This window comes from Acidovorax kalamii, from assembly GCF_002245625.1.
Taxonomy (GTDB): domain Bacteria; phylum Pseudomonadota; class Gammaproteobacteria; order Burkholderiales; family Burkholderiaceae_C; genus Acidovorax; species Acidovorax kalamii.
The window spans coordinates 23852-38836 of the sequence record NZ_NOIG01000015.1; the positions used below are offsets into that span (position 1 = coordinate 23852).

The window sequence follows — 14985 nt, forward strand, 5'->3', positions numbered from 1 at the left end:
CCGGCTATTTGGCAGGACGGGTGAGCGACAGGCGCCGCATGAGCTGCTGCACCAGATCGGTCCGCATGTTGCGGTAGAGCAGCGCCTCTTCGGCTTCCTTGGCCAGGGCAATGGTTTCGTTGTAGCTGATGTCGCGCTGCTGCAGCAGCTCGGTCTCGGGAATCAGCTCGGCGCCCGCCGGGGTGCGCAGGCGGAACTTGATGCGCAGGCGCAGCTGCAGCTCGCGTACCTGGCCCGACGCGTTGAGGCCCACCACCACACGCTCCTGCTGCTCCTGCAGCAGGTCGAAGATGGCCTCCGCCGTCGGCATGCTGGCCGGGTCGCGCAGCACCTTGAGCTGGCTGCCCGACCCGTCGAGCGTGCGCTGCAGCTCCCGCGCCAGCGGCGAACTGGCTGGGGCCACGATGTAGAGCGAGCCAAACCCGAACTCCGGCACGCCACGCAGCCGGAATCCGCAGGCAGACAACAGGGCCACGGGGGCCAGGCTGAGCAGGATGCGTTTGTTCATGGGGTCAGACCACCACGTTCACCAGACGCCCGGGCACCACGATCACGCGCTTCGGATGAGCGCCCGCCGCATGCGCCGTGAAGGCTTCGCTGGCCAGCGCAATACGCTCGATCTCGGCCTTGTCGGCCTGCGCCGGCACGTGGATGGAGCCGCGCAGCTTGCCGTTGACCTGCAGCATGAGTTCGATCTCGTCTTGCACCAGGGCGCCAGCATCGACCTGCGGCCAGGGTGCATCCAGCAGATCGCCCAGCGCACCGGCATAGCCCAGACCCGTCCACAGGCTGTGGGCGATGTGGGGCGTGGCGGGGTACAGGCAGCGCAGCAGGATGCCAAAACCTTCGATCAGCGCCACCTGGGCACCGGCCGAGTCGGTGGCCTTGAAGTCTTCGAGCGCGTTGATCATCTTCATCGCACCCGACACCACGGTGTTGTACTGCATGCGCTGGTAGTCGTAGTCCACCTGCTTGAGCACGTTGTGGATCTCCAGGCGCAGGGCCTTGGCTTCCTTGCCAAACTGCACGTCCTGCAGGCTCTTGGCGCCCGCCACGCTGGCCAGAGCCGCATCGCGGTCAATCGCCGAGAGCTTGACGCCAAAGTTCCACACGCGGCGCAGGAAGCGATAGCTGCCCTCCACGGCGGCGTCGTTCCACTCCAGCGTGGCCTCGGGCGGGGCGGTGAACATGGTGTACAGGCGGGCCGTGTCGGCGCCGTACTTCTCGATCAGGTCCTGCGGGTCCACGCCGTTGTTCTTGGACTTGGACATGGTGCCCACGCCTTCGTAGTCGATGGGTGTGCCCACGGGCAGCAGGCCGTCGCCGCTGGTGGCTTCGTTCTTGAGCTTGGCGCCGATGATCTTGCCGCCTTCGTCCAGCACATGCTCCACGTCGTGCGGCCAGAAGTAGTCCTTGCCGCCCTTGGCGGTGCGGCGGCTGTAGATGTGGTTGAGCACCATGCCCTGCGTGAGCAGCTTGGTGAAGGGCTCGTCCACTTTCACCAGCCCCAGGTCACGCATGACCTTGGTCCAGAAGCGGGCGTACAGCAGGTGCAGGATGGCGTGTTCGATGCCGCCGATGTATTGGTCCATGCCGCTGCCGCCAGCGGCATTTTTCTGGTCACGCATCCAGTAAGCGGTACCGCCAGCCACCATCGCATCGGCGTTCTTGGGGTCGCAATACCGCATGAAGTACCACGAGCTGTCCACGAACGTGTCCATGGTGTCCGTCTCGCGGCGGGCAGGCTTGCCACACACGGGGCAGGTCACGCCCGCGTGGAAGCCTTCGTGCTTGTGCAGCGGGTTGCCCGAGCCGTCGGGAATGCAGTCTTGCGGCAGCACCACGGGCAGGTCTTTTTCGGGCACGGGCACGGCGCCGTGCTCGTCGCAGTGGATGATGGGGATCGGCGTGCCCCAGTAGCGCTGGCGGCTCACACCCCAGTCGCGCAGGCGCCAGGTGGTCTTCTTCTCGCCCAGGCCCTTTTGCTGCAGCGCATGGGCCACGGCGTTCACCGCGTCCTTGTAGTTCAGGCCGCTGAAGCTGTCGGAGTTGATGGTCACGCCGCGCTGCTTGTCGCCGTACCAGTCGTTCCACTGGTGGTAGTCGAAGTGTTCGCCATCGACCAGCACCACCTGCTTGATCTCGATGCCGTACTTGAGCGCGAACGCGAAGTCGCGCTCGTCGTGGGCGGGCACGCCCATCACGGCGCCATCGCCATAGCCCATCAGCACGTAGTTACCGACCCAGACCTCGACCTTTTCGTCGGTCAGCGGGTGGGTGACGAACAGGCCCGTGGGCACGCCCTTCTTCTCTTGCGTGGCCAGCTCGGCCTCGGTGGTGCCGCCGCTCTTGCACTCTTCGATGAAGGCTTGGAGCGCAGGGTTGGTTTTGGCGGCATGTGCGGCCAGCGGGTGCTCGGGCGCCACGGCGCAGAAGGTCACGCCCATGATGGTGTCGGCGCGCGTGGTGAACACGTACATCTTGCCGTCGCCGATCAGCGCACCGTCGTCGCCCGCGATGTCGTGCGTGAACGCAAAGCGCACGCCCTCGCTCTTGCCGATCCAGTTCTCCTGCATCAGCTTCACGCGCTCGGGCCAGCCGGGCAGCTTGTCGCCGGTCACAAAGCCCAGCAGCTCTTCAGCGTAGTCGGTGATCTTGAGGTAGTAGCCAGGGATCTCGCGCTTCTCGACCGTGGCGCCGGTGCGCCAGCCCTTGCCGTCAATCACCTGCTCGTTGGCCAGCACGGTCTGGTCCACCGGGTCCCAGTTCACGACCTGGGTCTTGCGGTAGGCAATGCCCTTTTCGAGCATCTTCAGGAACAGCCACTGGTTCCACTTGTAGTACTCGGGGTCGCAGGTGGCGACTTCGCGGCTCCAGTCGATGGCCAGGCCCATGGCCTGCATCTGCTTTTTCATGTACGCGATGTTTTCGTACGTCCACTTGGCGGGTGGCACGCCGTTCTTCAGCGCGGCATTCTCAGCGGGCAGGCCGAAGGCGTCCCAGCCCATGGGCATCAAGACGTTGTGGCCGTTCATGCGCAGGTAGCGCGTGAGCATGTCGTTGATGGTGTAGTTGCGCACATGGCCCATGTGCAGCTTGCCGCTGGGGTAGGGCAGCATCGAGCAGGCGTAGAACTTCTTCTTGCTGGTGTCTTCCGTCACGCGGTAGGCGTCGGTGGCGGTCCAGTGGTCGTGCGCAGCGCGCTCGACGTCTTGGGGAGAGTATTTGTCTTGCATGGGGGCTCGGGGTGAGAGAAGAGTGCAGCCGCTGGCCGCGCTGCGGGGATTTTAGGCGGTCAGGGCCCGGCGCTGGCGGGCCACCCACCAACGCGTGTCAGCGCGGTAGGGCCGGGGATGCAGGCGGGGTGGGCGTGGCCGCCGGTTCGGCCACAAATCCAATGCGCTGCAGCCCCGCCAGATGGGCCGCCCCCATGACCTCGACCACACGCCCATAGGGCACGGCAGCATCGGCGCGCAGCTGGATTTCGGTGTCGGGCCGCTCGGCGCCAATGCGGCGCAGACGCTCGGCCAGGGCGGTTTGCGACAAAGGCTGGTCATCCAGAAAGGCCTGGCCCGAGGCGTCCACCACCAGCGTGACGAACTGCGGCGCCGTGCCCGGTGTGGCGCCTTCGGTGCGGGGCAGGTCCAGCCGGATGGAGCTGGCCAGCAGTGGTGCCGTAAGGATGAAGATGACCACCAGCACCAGCATCACATCCACCAGGGGCGTCATGTTGATGTCGCTCATGGGCTGTGGCCCGGGGGTGCGTTCGAGTCGTCCGAAGGCCATGGCTGAAGCGAGCGTCTGGAATTCAGGTCTTCGCATCGGCGGGTTGCGCCGTGTCGATGAGCAGCTCGCGCAGATCACGTGCAAACCCTTCCAGGTCGGCCTCAATGCGGCCAATGAGGCGGCCAAACACGTTGTAGGCCAGCACGGCTGGAATGGCGACGGCCAGCCCGGCCGCCGTCATGACCAGCGCCTCGCCCACGGGGCCGGAGACGCGGTCAATGGTGATCTGCCCCGCGCCTGCCATCGCCGTGAGCGCGTGGTAGATGCCCCAGACCGTGCCCAGCAGCCCCACAAAAGGCGCCGTGGAGCCCACCGTGGCCAGCAGCACCTGGCCAAACTGCAGGCGCCCCAGCACGTCATGCAGGGCATCGCGCAGCACGCGGGTGAGCCGCTGAGACAGGCTGCCCGCGCTGGCGAGCGAGGCCGGGGCACCGCGAACGGAATGGATTGCTATCGAATTTGCAGCAACCACCAGAGGCAGGACCAGCGCAGAGCGGTCAAAAGCCTGCAAACGCTGCGCGGCGGCATCCATGGAGGGCGCCTGCCAGAACGCCGCTGTGCAACGCGCCACATCGGCCGTGGCCCGGCGCATGAGCCGCAGCTTCCAGACGATGACCACCCAGCTCGCCACCGACATCGCCAGCAACACCAGGGCCGCGCCCTGGGTCACGGCATCGCCCTGGCGCCACCAGTGGAGGGCGTCCATGAAAATCGACGGATCAGTGCAAGCCCAGCACGTCGAACATGTCGAACATGCCGGTCTTGTGGGCCTTCAGGAAGCGCACGGCGCGCAAGGCGCCCTGCGCATACGTGGCCCGGCTGGAGGACTTGTGCGTGACCTCGATGCGCTCGCCAATGCCGGCAAACAGCACGGTGTGATCGCCCACGATGTCGCCCCCACGGATAGCAGAAAAGCCGATGCTGGAGGGGTCGCGCTCGCCCGTCACGCCTTCGCGGGCGTACACGGCGCAGTCCTTGAGATCGCGGCCCAGGGCTTCGGCAATCACCTCCCCCATCTTGAGCGCGGTGCCCGAAGGCGCATCCACCTTGTGGCGGTGGTGGGCTTCGATGATCTCGATGTCGTAGCCGGTGGCCATGGCCTTGGCAGCCATCTGCAGCAGCTTGAGCGTGACGTTCACGCCCACGCTCATATTGGGCGAGAACATGATGGCGGTGCGCTGTGCGTAGGCGTCAAGTTCGGCCTTTTGCGCATCGGTAAAGCCGGTGGTGCCGATGACGGCCTTCACGCCCAGCTGGCTGCACACGGCCAGGTGGGCCAGCGTGCCTTCAGGGCGGGTGAAGTCGATCAGCACGTCGGCGTTCTTGAGGCCTGCCGCGATGTCGGCCGTGATGGCCACGCCACTCGCATGGCCCAGAAAGGCGGTAGCGTCCGAGCCCACGGCGGGGCTGGCGGCGATGTCGAGTGCACCGGCCAGCACGCAGTCGTCGCTGGCGCGGATGGCTTCGATCAGCATGCGGCCCATGCGGCCCGACGCGCCGGCCACAGCCACGCGGCAAGGGGTGGTCACGGCGGCGGGTGTTGGTGTCCCTGTCATGAAAATCCTGTTCGGTTGGGTGGCAGCTCAGGGCTCACACCCTGTGCTGCGGGGGGCCACTGGCGTCAGCGCGCAGGCGCGTCGAGCGGCGGGTAACTGGTGGGGGCAGGCGCAGTGGTCGCAACTGCCGGTGCCTGGGCGGGCCGTGCGGAAGGCGGGTATTTGGCCAGCTGCTCCGGCGTGGCTTCCAGCGTGGGCACCTTGCCCTTGGCGCCGTCCCGGGCCCCCAGCGTGGCGACGAACTCCGTTTCGGAAGGCATTTCGTCGCCCTCGGAGCGGTCCAGCACATCGCCCTTGAAGAACGCAGTCAGCTTGCGGGTCTGAATGTCTTCCCCCGGACGCTTGAGGGTGAACACATACTCCCAGCGGTCGGCATGGAACAGGCTGGTGACCAGGGGCGTGCCCAGGATTTCGCGCACCTGCTGGCGGCTCATGCCGGGCTGCAGGGCTTGCACCTGCTCGCGCGACACAAAATTGCCCTGCACCACATCGACCTTGTAGGGCTTCACGATGCCGGCGATGCGGCTGCTGGCGCCATCCAGGCTGCCACAACCGGCCAGGGCGGCCACGCTGGCGCCGATCAACAGGACCTGGCCCAGGCGGGCGCTGCAACGGGCTTTGACGGGCATGGGTAAAAGGGCTGAGGATATGATCGCCGCATTGTAGCGGCTGCCCCCCAGGCCTTGAGGTGGGGGCCAGCACCCGAAGGAGCATGCCATGACCAATATCGACGAACTCAAAAGCACGGGACTCAAGGCCACGCTGCCCCGCCTGAAGATCATGGAGATCTTCCAGAAAGGCACGCAGCGCCACATGACGGCCGAAGACGTGTTCCGCGTGCTGCTGGAGGAGCGCTCGGACATTGGCCTGGCCACCGTGTACCGCGTGCTCACGCAGTTCGAGCAGGCGGGCATCCTGATCCGCAGCAACTTCGAAAGCGGCAAGGCGGTGTACGAGCTCAATGAGGGCCAGCACCACGACCACTTCATCTGCACGTCCTGCGGCAAGGTGGAGGAGTTCTACGACGCCGAGATCGAAAAGCGCCAGCACGCCGTGGCCAAGGCCAAGGGCTGGCTGGTGCAGGACCACACGATGGCGCTGTACGGCCAATGCGCCGCCTGCGCGAAAAAAGGGTAACCCCCTGAGTCGCTTCGCGCCATCCCCCTGAAGGGGGACGCCCCCAGCGCGGCGGGGCGGCCCTTGCGCGGGAGCACTGGCGTCGGGCGCGCCAGTTTTGGAAGGATTGTGGTCTGAATAGCCGCCAGCGCCTATCCATCAAACGCAAGAAGCTATCAAATAAAGAGCGGACTAGCCCCCCGTGTCGCGCTCCATGGCGCGACGGTGGCGTTCGACGAATTCCTGGTAGGTGTCGATGCCGCGCAGCTGCAGGATAGTGTTGCGCACAGCGGCTTCGACCAGCACGGCGATGTTGCGGCCGGCCACCACCTGGATCACGACCTTGAGCACGGGCACGCCCAGCACGTCCTGAGTGAGCGGCTCGTAGGGCAGGCGTTCGTAGTCGCGCTCCAGCGTCTCTTTGCGCACCAGGTGCACGATGAGCTTGAGGCGCATCTTGCGGCGAACGGCCGTCTCGCCAAAGATGGCGCGGATGTCCAGGAGGCCGATGCCGCGCACTTCCAGCAGGTTCTGCAGCAGCTCGGGGCATTTGCCCTCGATGGTGGTCTGGTTGATACGGAAGAAATCCACGGCATCGTCGGCCACCAGGCCGTTGCCGCGCGAGATCAGCTCCAGGCCCAGCTCGCTTTTGCCCAGTCCCGATTCGCCGGTGATCAGCACCCCCAGGCCCAGGATGTCCATGAACACGCCGTGCATGGTCGTGCGGTCGGCAAAGTGCTTGGACAGGTAGGCGCGCAGCACGTCGATGACAAACGCCGACGACTCGTGCGTAGAGAACATCGGGATCTGCGCACGTTCGCACATGGACACCAGCGCATCGGGGGCAGTCTGGTTGTCGGCCAGCACCAGCACGGGCGGCTCCAGCGTCACGATGCGCGCAATGCGGCGCTTGCAGTCGTCGGGCGACGCGTTGCTGAGGTACGCGATTTCGCGCTCGCCCAGTATCTGGACGCGGTAGGGATGGATGTAGTTGAGGTAGCCGACGAGATCGGCACCGGACCGCGCAGAACGCACGGCCACTTCGTCAAACCGCCGCTCCGATGCCCCCAGGCCCGCGACCCACTCCCATTTCAGGAGGCCGCGGAATTCCTCGAAAAGCACATCGGCACTGACAACATTGGGCTTCACGGCGGGTCAGTGCTCAATCAGATCAGAGGAGGGGCCACAGCGCGTGGGGTGGGCAATCAGGCGGTCTGTGTGGACTGCCAGCCTGCAATCATGCCGTGCAGCTCGGCGGCATCGGTGCAGGCCTTGAGCTTTTCGCGCAGGGCCGAGTCGCTCAGCAGCTCCGCAATTTCAGAGAGGATTTCCAGGTGCTTCTGCGTGGCCGCCTCGGGCACCAGCAGGAAGATCAGCAGCCCCACAGGCAATTCGTCAGGCGCGTCAAAACCAATCGGATTGAGCAGCTGGAACACAGCCGCCATGGGCGCCTTGAGCCCCTTGATGCGCCCGTGCGGGATGGCCACACCGTGGCCGAGCCCCGTGGAGCCCAGCCGCTCACGCGCAAACAGGCTGTCGGTGATCAGCGCACGCGAGAGGCCGTGCTGGCTTTCGAACAGCAGACCCGCTTCTTCAAAAGCACGCTTCTTGCTGGTGGCGTCAACGCTCACAAGCACTTGAGCGGAGGGCAGGATGGAGGCGAGTCGGTTCATGGTGAAGGGTAACAATTATGCACATATTGGCAGAAACCCTGAGCGCCAGGGCCTGGGCAACAAAAAACCGCCCGAAGGGGCGGCTGCGATGCCAGGCTCAAGGCTGGCGCATCAGGCGTGCAGTTCGCGCTTGGCGGCTTCGTGGTGGTGGTCCTGCAAACGGTCCTTGTGGCGCACCACCTGGCGGTCCATCTTGTCCACCAGCTCGTCCACGGCGGCATAGAGGTCTGCGTGGGAGCTTTCGGCAAACAGGTCGTTGCCCTTCACGTGGATGTTGCATTCCGCTCGCTGTCTCTTTTCCTTTTCCTTTTGCTTCTCTACCGTCAGCAGTACCTTGACATCAACAACTTGGTCAAAATGGCGGGTGATCCGATCCAGCTTGGTGGTGACATAGCTGCGCAAGGCGGGGGTAACTTCGAGGTGGTGACCGCTGATCGTCAAGTTCATAAATAAGTCTCCTGTAGCTCTCGGTGGGAAAAACGCCGCCCTGGATCAGAGGAGCGGCTCGGCGAACTTGGATGCATCCGTTGACGTGAGTTCACTATGCCCCCGCCCTCCCCGAAAAGCAATCCCATACCGCCCCGGCCCGCTGGGTTATGCCTGCCCAGGTGCCAAGCCCCCAAAAAGCGCGCACAATGGGCGAGTTCGCAGGGGGCTGAAACCGCCACCCCGCCGCCCAAGCCCCTCTAGCGCGCCGCAGGGGTGGCCCCATGCAGGTGCAGGCGCCCCACCACCCACATCGACAGCACACCGGCCGCAATGCCCACCAGGGCCGCCACCCAGTAGTTTTGCACCAGCCCCTGCGCATCGCGGCTGATCAATACCCCGCCCACAAAAGACGCCACCCCCATGGCGGCAGACTGCACCGACGCATTCAGGGTCATGAACGTGCCCCGCAAGGCGGGCTGCGCCGCCGAGGTGACGATGGCCATCCCCGGAATCATGCGCCCGCTCACGAAGGCAAACATCAGCGTGGACACCAGCAACACGCCCCCAAGCGGCAGCCCCTGGCACAGCGTGATCCCGAGCAGGCACGGCACCGAGGCCACCACCAGCGCACGGAAGGTGCGCACCTTGCCCCAGCGGTCGGTCCAGCGCCCAAACCAGCGCGCCGTGAACAACGTGGCGATGCCCCCGCACAGATAGGCCAGCGGAATCTGGTCCGCCCGCACCCCGGCATTGGCCTGCATGTAGATGGTGATGTAGGGAATCACCGTGAACCCCGTGGACACCAGCAGCGCGGAGTACACAAAGGCCCAGCGGTGGTTCGGGTCGGCCAGTACATGTGCAATGCCCGAGAGCGCCGAGCGGCCACCGGCCGCCTGCACATGGGCCGTCAGGGGCGGCAGGGTGCGGGCGGCCTGGATGGCCAGCACCCCGACCAGGGCCGCGATGGCGATGAAGGGCAGGTTCCAGCCCCCATGCTCGGCCAGGATCAGCCCCAGAGGCACACCCGCCACGGTGGACACCGCAAACGACGTCATGACGATCCCCATCGCCCGCCCGCGCCGCTCGAACGGCACCACATCCGCCACGATGGTCTGCGACAGGGCCGACAGCACGCCGCCAAACGCCCCCGCCAGGATGCGCGCCGCCATGAGCGTGCCGTAGGTGGGCGCCACGCCGCAGGCCAGCGTCGCCAGCCCGAACAGCACATACAGCACCAGCAGCAGCCGCTTGCGGCCGAAGCGGTCGATGTAGGTGGACGCGAGCAGCCCCGATGCCCCGGCCGACAGCGTATAGGCCGACACCAGCAGGCCGAACTGCGCGTCGCTGATGGCGAACAGCCGCGTGAACTGCGGCCCGAGCGGCATCATGATCATGAAGTCGAGGATGTGGGTGAACTGGATGCCCGCCAGGGTCAGCAGCAGCCAGAGTTCGCGGCGGGGAGTGAGCGCAGGGGCAGTGGTGGTGGACACGAGCAAAGGCCGCAGGTGGCCTGGTCAAAGTCAGGGCCGCACAGTGTGCCCCAAGGACGCCCCCCTCGCGCACCCCGCGTACCACGCAGCCCCCGCCGCGTGCGCCCACCCCGTTTTTGCCCGCACCCGGGGCCTTGCAGGCGCGGCCGGGCCCGGCGCGTAAAATCCGCAGGTTGCGCCGGGTCCCGCCCACAAGCGCTTCGCCCCACCCGTTCTTCTTCGGATTGCCCGCTGCGGATATCGACCGCCCACACCGACACCATGACCCAGCCCAGCTCCAACGCCCTGCACACCTCTGCCCTCACGTCGCTGCCCCTGCTGGCACGCGGCAAGGTGCGCGACAACTACGCCGTGGGCGACGACCGCATCCTGATGGTGGCCAGCGACCGCCTCTCGGCCTTTGACGTGATCATGGGCGAGCCCATCCCCGGCAAGGGCGAGCTGCTCACGCAGATGGCGCTGTTCTGGTTCGACAAGCTCGGCCACATCTGCCCCAACCACCTCACCGGCGACGCCCCCGAGAGCGTGGTCAAGCCCGAGGAAGTGGCCCAGGTGCGCGGCCGCTCGATGCTGGTGCAGCGCCTCAAGCCCATCCCGGTGGAAGCCGTGGTGCGCGGCTACCTGGCTGGCAGCGGCTGGAAGGAGTACCAGGAATCGCGTTCGGTCTGCGGCGTGCCGCTGCCCCAAGGCCTGACCAATGCGGCCAAGCTGCCCGAGCCCATCTACACGCCCGCCGCCAAGGCCGCTGTGGGCGAGCACGACGAAAACATCACCTTCGAGCGCACTGTGGAGATGATCGGCCTGGACTTGGCCACCCGCATCCGCGACCTGAGCATCGCCATCTACCAGGCGGCCGCTGAGATCGCGCTGACCAAGGGCATGATCATTGCCGACACAAAATTCGAATTCGGCCTGGCGCCTGACGGCACGCTGGTGCTGATGGACGAGGTGCTCACCCCCGACAGCTCGCGCTACTGGCCCGTGGAAGGCTACGCCGACGCGCTCGCCCAGGGCGCCAACCCGCCCAGCTACGACAAGCAGTTCGTGCGCGACTGGCTGGAACAGGCCAAGGTGGGCGGCAAGCTCTGGGACAAGACCGCACCCGCACCGCGCCTGCCCCAGGAGGTGATCGAGAAGACGGCCGCCAAGTACCGCGAGGCGCTGGAACGGCTGACCTCCCGCTGAACGGCGGGCGCCGTCGGCGCCTAGCCCCGGCCCCCTCACAGGGCGGTCAGTCCAGCAATGTCTCGGCGGACTCGAAGCGCAGCAGTGCCTGCCCTTCGCCGCCCCGCAGCACCAGCTGGGATCCTTGCTGCCGAAAGCTCTGCACCGCCAACAGCGCCTCGAAAAAACGCGTTTCCATCCCGCTGGCCTGCAGGCACAGTGTGATGTTGGAGACGAGGCGCTCAAAACGCAGCCGCCCGCCTTGCAAAGCGTAGTCCGCCAGGAACCGGTTGCACCCGCCCGAGCCCGCCACCCGTGGCTCATCCGCTTGCAACACCAGGTGTGGGGTAACCGCCCCCTCGGGCGGGCGCCCCACGGCCTCGCCCTCCATCTCGACCAGCCGCCAGTAGGTCTGCACCAGGGGCACACTGGCTTCCACCGTAGCGGCCAGAGGTGGCAACCGCTGCAACTGAACATCCACACGGCGAAACGCGGCGTCCTGCGGCACCGGATGGCGCTTGTCCGTCGCCAGCAGCAGGCGCCCCTCCAAGGTCACCGTGGCGCGCACCTCGTAGCGGCCCTTGGGCACAAACCGTGACGAAGGATAGGGAATCCAGAGCGTAAAAGGCGCCTGCCCGGCAGGGGTGCTGCGCTGGCGCCCCAGCACCACCGGGGGCATGTCAGGGTGGGTGACATCCAGCAGCGTAGCCTCGAACACGGCCTCCGGCGGCAGCACCACGCGCTCTCGGGCCATGGCCACGCCCGAAACAATGGCATCGGGGGCAGGCGGTCGGCCGGCGCACCCCAGCAGGAGGCTGCAGCACAGTGCCGCAGCGCACAGCCGGGCGATTGCCGCGCGATGCAAGCCGCCGACCAGCAGGGGCCGACACGGCAACAGCATCCCGGTGGTGAACGCCTGCACGCCGTTCAACCGCGCCCCCATCCGCAGGCTTTCAGCTCAGCACCACGCTCGACAACCGGCGTCGGTACGTGGCGACCACGGGGTCCTCGGGTGGGATCTGGCCCTCGGCCACCTTGGGTTTGGGGGCTTCGATGACTTCGAGGATGGCCACATAGGTCTTGCGGGCGGCTTCTTCGTTCCAGGCCTTGTCGCGCATGAGGATTTCGAGCAGTTCGTCCATGGCATCGGTCCAGCGCTGCTGGGCCATCAGCCAGCGGGCGCGGGCGTAGCGGGTGTCGAAATCGCGTTTGTTGGCAGTGATTTTTGCCTCAAAATCGACCTCTGCGCTCACTCCATATGCGCCATTAGCTACAAAATCAATAGCATCCATCCAGGCCTTCAGCGCGCCGAGCTTGCGCGACACGGCGGCTTTGGCGATCACAGGGGCAAACGCAACCTTGGCATCGTCCTCGCGGCCCAGCTGCAGCAGCAGCTTGACGTAGTCAAAGCGTGCATCGTCGTTGGAGGGATCGGTCACCACCGCGTGCTGCAGCTTTTCGAGGGCCGTGCCCGTGTCGCCATCGGCCAGAGCCTCCTGGGCTTCTTCCTCCTCGGCTTCGGCCGCCATTTCTTCGGCGGTGGGCACATGCTTGTCGAGGAAGGCGCGCACCTGGCCTTCGGGCAGGGCGCCCATGAAGCCGTCCACGGGCTGGCCGTTCATGAGCAGCACGCAGGTTGGGATGCTGCGGATGCCGAACATCCCGGCGAGCTGCTGCTCCTGGTCGGAGTCGATCTTGGCAAGCTTGAAGCGGCCCGCGTATTCGGTTTCGAGCTTTTCCAGCACCGGGCCCAGCGACTTGCAGGGGCCGCACCAGGGCGCCCAGAAATCGACCAGCACGGGCACGTTCATCGAGGCGGCAACCACCTCGGCTTCAAAGTTCTCTACGGTGACGTCAATCATGATGGATGGTGTCCGGGCCAAGGCCGGTGGAGCTGGTGGGTTCGCGCTATTTTGGCGCATGGAAACAGCCCCAGGCCGGGCAGGGAGGCGCAAAAAGTAAAATCGCGGGTTCCACCCACAGCGGTGCGGCAGGCCCTGCGCACTGCCGCTGCCCCCAAACCACCATGAAACCCATCCAGATCGGCGTGGTCATGGGTTCCAGCAGCGACTGGGACACCATGCAGCATGCAGTGCAGATTCTTGAACAGTTCGGCATCGCCCACGAGGCCCGCGTGGTCTCCGCCCACCGCATGCCCGACGACATGTTCGCCTATGCCGAGGCCGCAGCCAGCCGGGGCCTGAAGGCCATCATCGCGGGCGCGGGCGGCGCTGCCCACCTGCCCGGCATGATCGCCGCCAAGACCCCCGTGCCCGTGCTGGGCGTGCCCGTGGCCAGCCGCCACCTGCAGGGCGTCGATTCTCTGCACAGCATCGTGCAGATGCCCAAGGGCATCCCGGTGGCCACGTTCGCCATCGGCACGGCGGGCGCTGCCAATGCGGCCCTGTTTGCCGTGGCCCTGCTGGCCAACGAAAGCCCCGAACTGCGTCAGCGCCTGGAAGCCTTCCGCGCCGAGCAGACCGAGGTGGCCCGCAACATGACCCTGCCGCCCGCCGCATGACCGACGCTGCCAAGCCATTGAGCGCCGCACGGCCGCCCGAAGGCGCGAAGGCCCCTTTGGGGGGCAGCGCCGCACACGCAGTGGCAAGCGTGGGGGCTCCGCTCTTGCCCGGCAGCACGCTGGGCGTGCTCGGTGGCGGCCAGCTGGGCCGCATGTTCGTGCACCAGGCCCAGGCCATGGGCTACTTCACTGCCGTGCTCGACGCCGACCCCACCAGCCCTGCCGGGCTGGTGAGCCACCACCATATCCAGACCGACTACGAAGATCCGCAAGGCTTGGCCGCGCTGGCCCGCGTGGCCGATGCGGTGACCACCGAATTCGAGAACGTGCCTGCCGCCGCGCTGGCCACGCTGGCTGCGCAGCGCCCGGTGTCGCCGGCCGCCAGCGCGGTATCGGTGGCACAGGACCGCGCGCGCGAGAAGGCCCATTTTGTGGCCTGCGGCGTGCCCTGCGCGCCTTATGCGGTGATCGAGACGGCCCAGCAGTTGGCCGCCGTGTCCGCCGACCTCCTTCCCGGCATTCTGAAAACCGCCCGCATGGGCTACGACGGCAAGGGCCAGGTGCGTGTGAAGACCACCGCCGAACTGGCCGCCGCCTGGGATGCGGTGGGCAAGGTGCCATGCGTGCTGGAGAAGATGCTGCCGCTGGCGCTGGAATGCTCGGTGATCGTGGCGCGCGGTGCTGATGGCGCCATGGTGCACCTGCCCGTCCAGCGCAACCTGCACCGCGATGGCATCCTGGCCGTGACCGAGGTTTACGAACAAAATCTGCCCTCTGCACTGGCTGCACAAGCAGTAGCAGCTGCGAAATCTGTAGCAGAAGGCCTGCAGTACGTGGGCGTGCTCTGTGTGGAGTTCTTCGTGCTGCAGGACGGGAGCCTGGTGGTCAACGAGATCGCCCCGCGCCCGCACAACAGCGGCCACTACAGCCAGAACGCCTGCGATGTGTCGCAGTTCGAGTTGCAGGTGCGCACCATGGCCCGCCTGCCGCTGACCCAGCCCCGCCAGCACAGCCCGGCCGTCATGCTCAACCTGCTGGGTGACCTGTGGTTTGCCCAGAGCGACACCGAACAGACACCCCCGTGGGACCAGGTGCTGGCCCTGCCCGGCACCCATTTGCACCTGTACGGCAAGCGCGATGCCAAGCGGGGCCGCAAGATGGGCCACCTCAATGTGACCGGCGCCACGCCCGAAGCAGCGCGCGCCACCGCCCTGAAGGCGGCCGCCCTGCTGGGCATTGACGCGTTCTGA

General features: G+C 66.5%; 16 protein-coding genes. 4 read left to right on the forward strand and 12 right to left on the reverse strand.

From position 1 onward, the window contains the following. Positions 1 to 4: 4 nt before the first annotated feature. The 6 genes from CBY09_RS22590 to CBY09_RS22615 all read right to left on the reverse strand — a co-directional run bounded on the left by CBY09_RS22590 (position 5) and on the right by CBY09_RS22615 (position 5971). Positions 5 to 508, reverse strand: a complete 504-nt coding sequence (locus CBY09_RS22590; protein WP_094291828.1) for an LPS-assembly lipoprotein LptE — start codon at positions 506 to 508, stop codon at positions 5 to 7. A gap of 4 nt (positions 509 to 512) precedes the next feature. Continuing rightward, the gene (gene leuS / locus CBY09_RS22595; protein ID WP_094291829.1) at positions 513 to 3236 is read right to left on the reverse strand and encodes a leucine--tRNA ligase; all 2724 of its coding nucleotides are present in this window, start codon (positions 3234 to 3236) and stop codon (positions 513 to 515) included. A gap of 97 nt (positions 3237 to 3333) precedes the next feature. After that, positions 3334 to 3786: an ExbD/TolR family protein gene (locus tag CBY09_RS22600; protein WP_094291830.1), complete on the reverse strand. Its 453-nt coding sequence runs from the start codon at positions 3784 to 3786 to the stop codon at positions 3334 to 3336. A gap of 22 nt (positions 3787 to 3808) precedes the next feature. Next, complete coding sequence (locus tag CBY09_RS22605) at positions 3809 to 4492, reverse strand: MotA/TolQ/ExbB proton channel family protein (protein WP_094291831.1); 684 nt, start codon at positions 4490 to 4492, stop codon at positions 3809 to 3811. A gap of 13 nt (positions 4493 to 4505) precedes the next feature. Beyond that, the gene (gene dapB / locus CBY09_RS22610; protein WP_094291832.1) at positions 4506 to 5342 is read right to left on the reverse strand and encodes a 4-hydroxy-tetrahydrodipicolinate reductase; all 837 of its coding nucleotides are present in this window, start codon (positions 5340 to 5342) and stop codon (positions 4506 to 4508) included. Between the two features lie 65 nt (positions 5343 to 5407). Further along, positions 5408 to 5971 carry an outer membrane protein assembly factor BamE gene (locus CBY09_RS22615; RefSeq protein WP_094291833.1) on the reverse strand — a complete coding sequence of 188 codons (564 nt, stop codon included), beginning with the start codon at positions 5969 to 5971 and terminating at the stop codon, positions 5408 to 5410. Between the two features lie 88 nt (positions 5972 to 6059). Between CBY09_RS22615 and fur the strand changes: the two genes are divergently transcribed. Then, entirely contained in the window at positions 6060 to 6479 is a 420-nt protein-coding gene (gene fur, locus CBY09_RS22620; RefSeq protein ID WP_094291834.1) for a ferric iron uptake transcriptional regulator, read from the forward strand. A 171-nt stretch (positions 6480 to 6650) separates the two neighbouring features. Here the strand turns inward: fur and hprK are convergent, their stop codons facing one another. The 4 genes from hprK to CBY09_RS22640 form a co-directional block, all read right to left on the reverse strand. After that, positions 6651 to 7607: an HPr(Ser) kinase/phosphatase gene (hprK, locus tag CBY09_RS22625; RefSeq protein WP_063461725.1), complete on the reverse strand. Its 957-nt coding sequence runs from the start codon at positions 7605 to 7607 to the stop codon at positions 6651 to 6653. Between the two features lie 56 nt (positions 7608 to 7663). Then, a complete protein-coding gene (locus CBY09_RS22630; protein WP_063461724.1) occupies positions 7664 to 8131 on the reverse strand; it encodes a PTS sugar transporter subunit IIA in 468 nt (155 codons plus the stop codon). 111 nt (positions 8132 to 8242) lie between these two features. Next, the gene (hpf, locus tag CBY09_RS22635; RefSeq protein WP_063461723.1) at positions 8243 to 8578 is read right to left on the reverse strand and encodes a ribosome hibernation-promoting factor, HPF/YfiA family; all 336 of its coding nucleotides are present in this window, start codon (positions 8576 to 8578) and stop codon (positions 8243 to 8245) included. A gap of 239 nt (positions 8579 to 8817) precedes the next feature. Continuing rightward, the gene (locus CBY09_RS22640; RefSeq protein WP_094291908.1) at positions 8818 to 10050 is read right to left on the reverse strand and encodes an MFS transporter; all 1233 of its coding nucleotides are present in this window, start codon (positions 10048 to 10050) and stop codon (positions 8818 to 8820) included. Between the two features lie 261 nt (positions 10051 to 10311). On the opposite strand from CBY09_RS22640, the gene CBY09_RS22645 reads away from it, so the two are divergent. Further along, positions 10312 to 11235: a phosphoribosylaminoimidazolesuccinocarboxamide synthase gene (locus tag CBY09_RS22645; protein WP_094291835.1), complete on the forward strand. Its 924-nt coding sequence runs from the start codon at positions 10312 to 10314 to the stop codon at positions 11233 to 11235. 46 nt (positions 11236 to 11281) lie between these two features. Here the strand turns inward: CBY09_RS22645 and CBY09_RS22650 are convergent, their stop codons facing one another. Together CBY09_RS22650 and trxA are read right to left on the reverse strand one after the other, a co-directional pair. Beyond that, positions 11282 to 12115, reverse strand: a complete 834-nt coding sequence (locus CBY09_RS22650; RefSeq protein ID WP_094291909.1) for an META domain-containing protein — start codon at positions 12113 to 12115, stop codon at positions 11282 to 11284. 52 nt (positions 12116 to 12167) lie between these two features. Next, positions 12168 to 13076, reverse strand: a complete 909-nt coding sequence (gene trxA, locus CBY09_RS22655) for a thioredoxin (protein WP_094291836.1) — start codon at positions 13074 to 13076, stop codon at positions 12168 to 12170. Between the two features lie 164 nt (positions 13077 to 13240). Here trxA and purE point away from each other — a divergent pair, with 164 nt between their 5' ends. Together purE and CBY09_RS22665 are read left to right on the forward strand one after the other, a co-directional pair. Then, positions 13241 to 13735 (forward strand): 5-(carboxyamino)imidazole ribonucleotide mutase, encoded by a 495-nt coding sequence (purE, locus tag CBY09_RS22660; RefSeq protein WP_015016135.1) that lies wholly within the window; start codon positions 13241 to 13243, stop codon positions 13733 to 13735. Further along, on the forward strand, positions 13732 to 14985 hold the full coding sequence (locus tag CBY09_RS22665) for a 5-(carboxyamino)imidazole ribonucleotide synthase (protein WP_240515822.1): 1254 nt from the start codon (positions 13732 to 13734) through the stop codon (positions 14983 to 14985). Before purE ends, CBY09_RS22665 begins: the two co-directional genes overlap by 4 nt.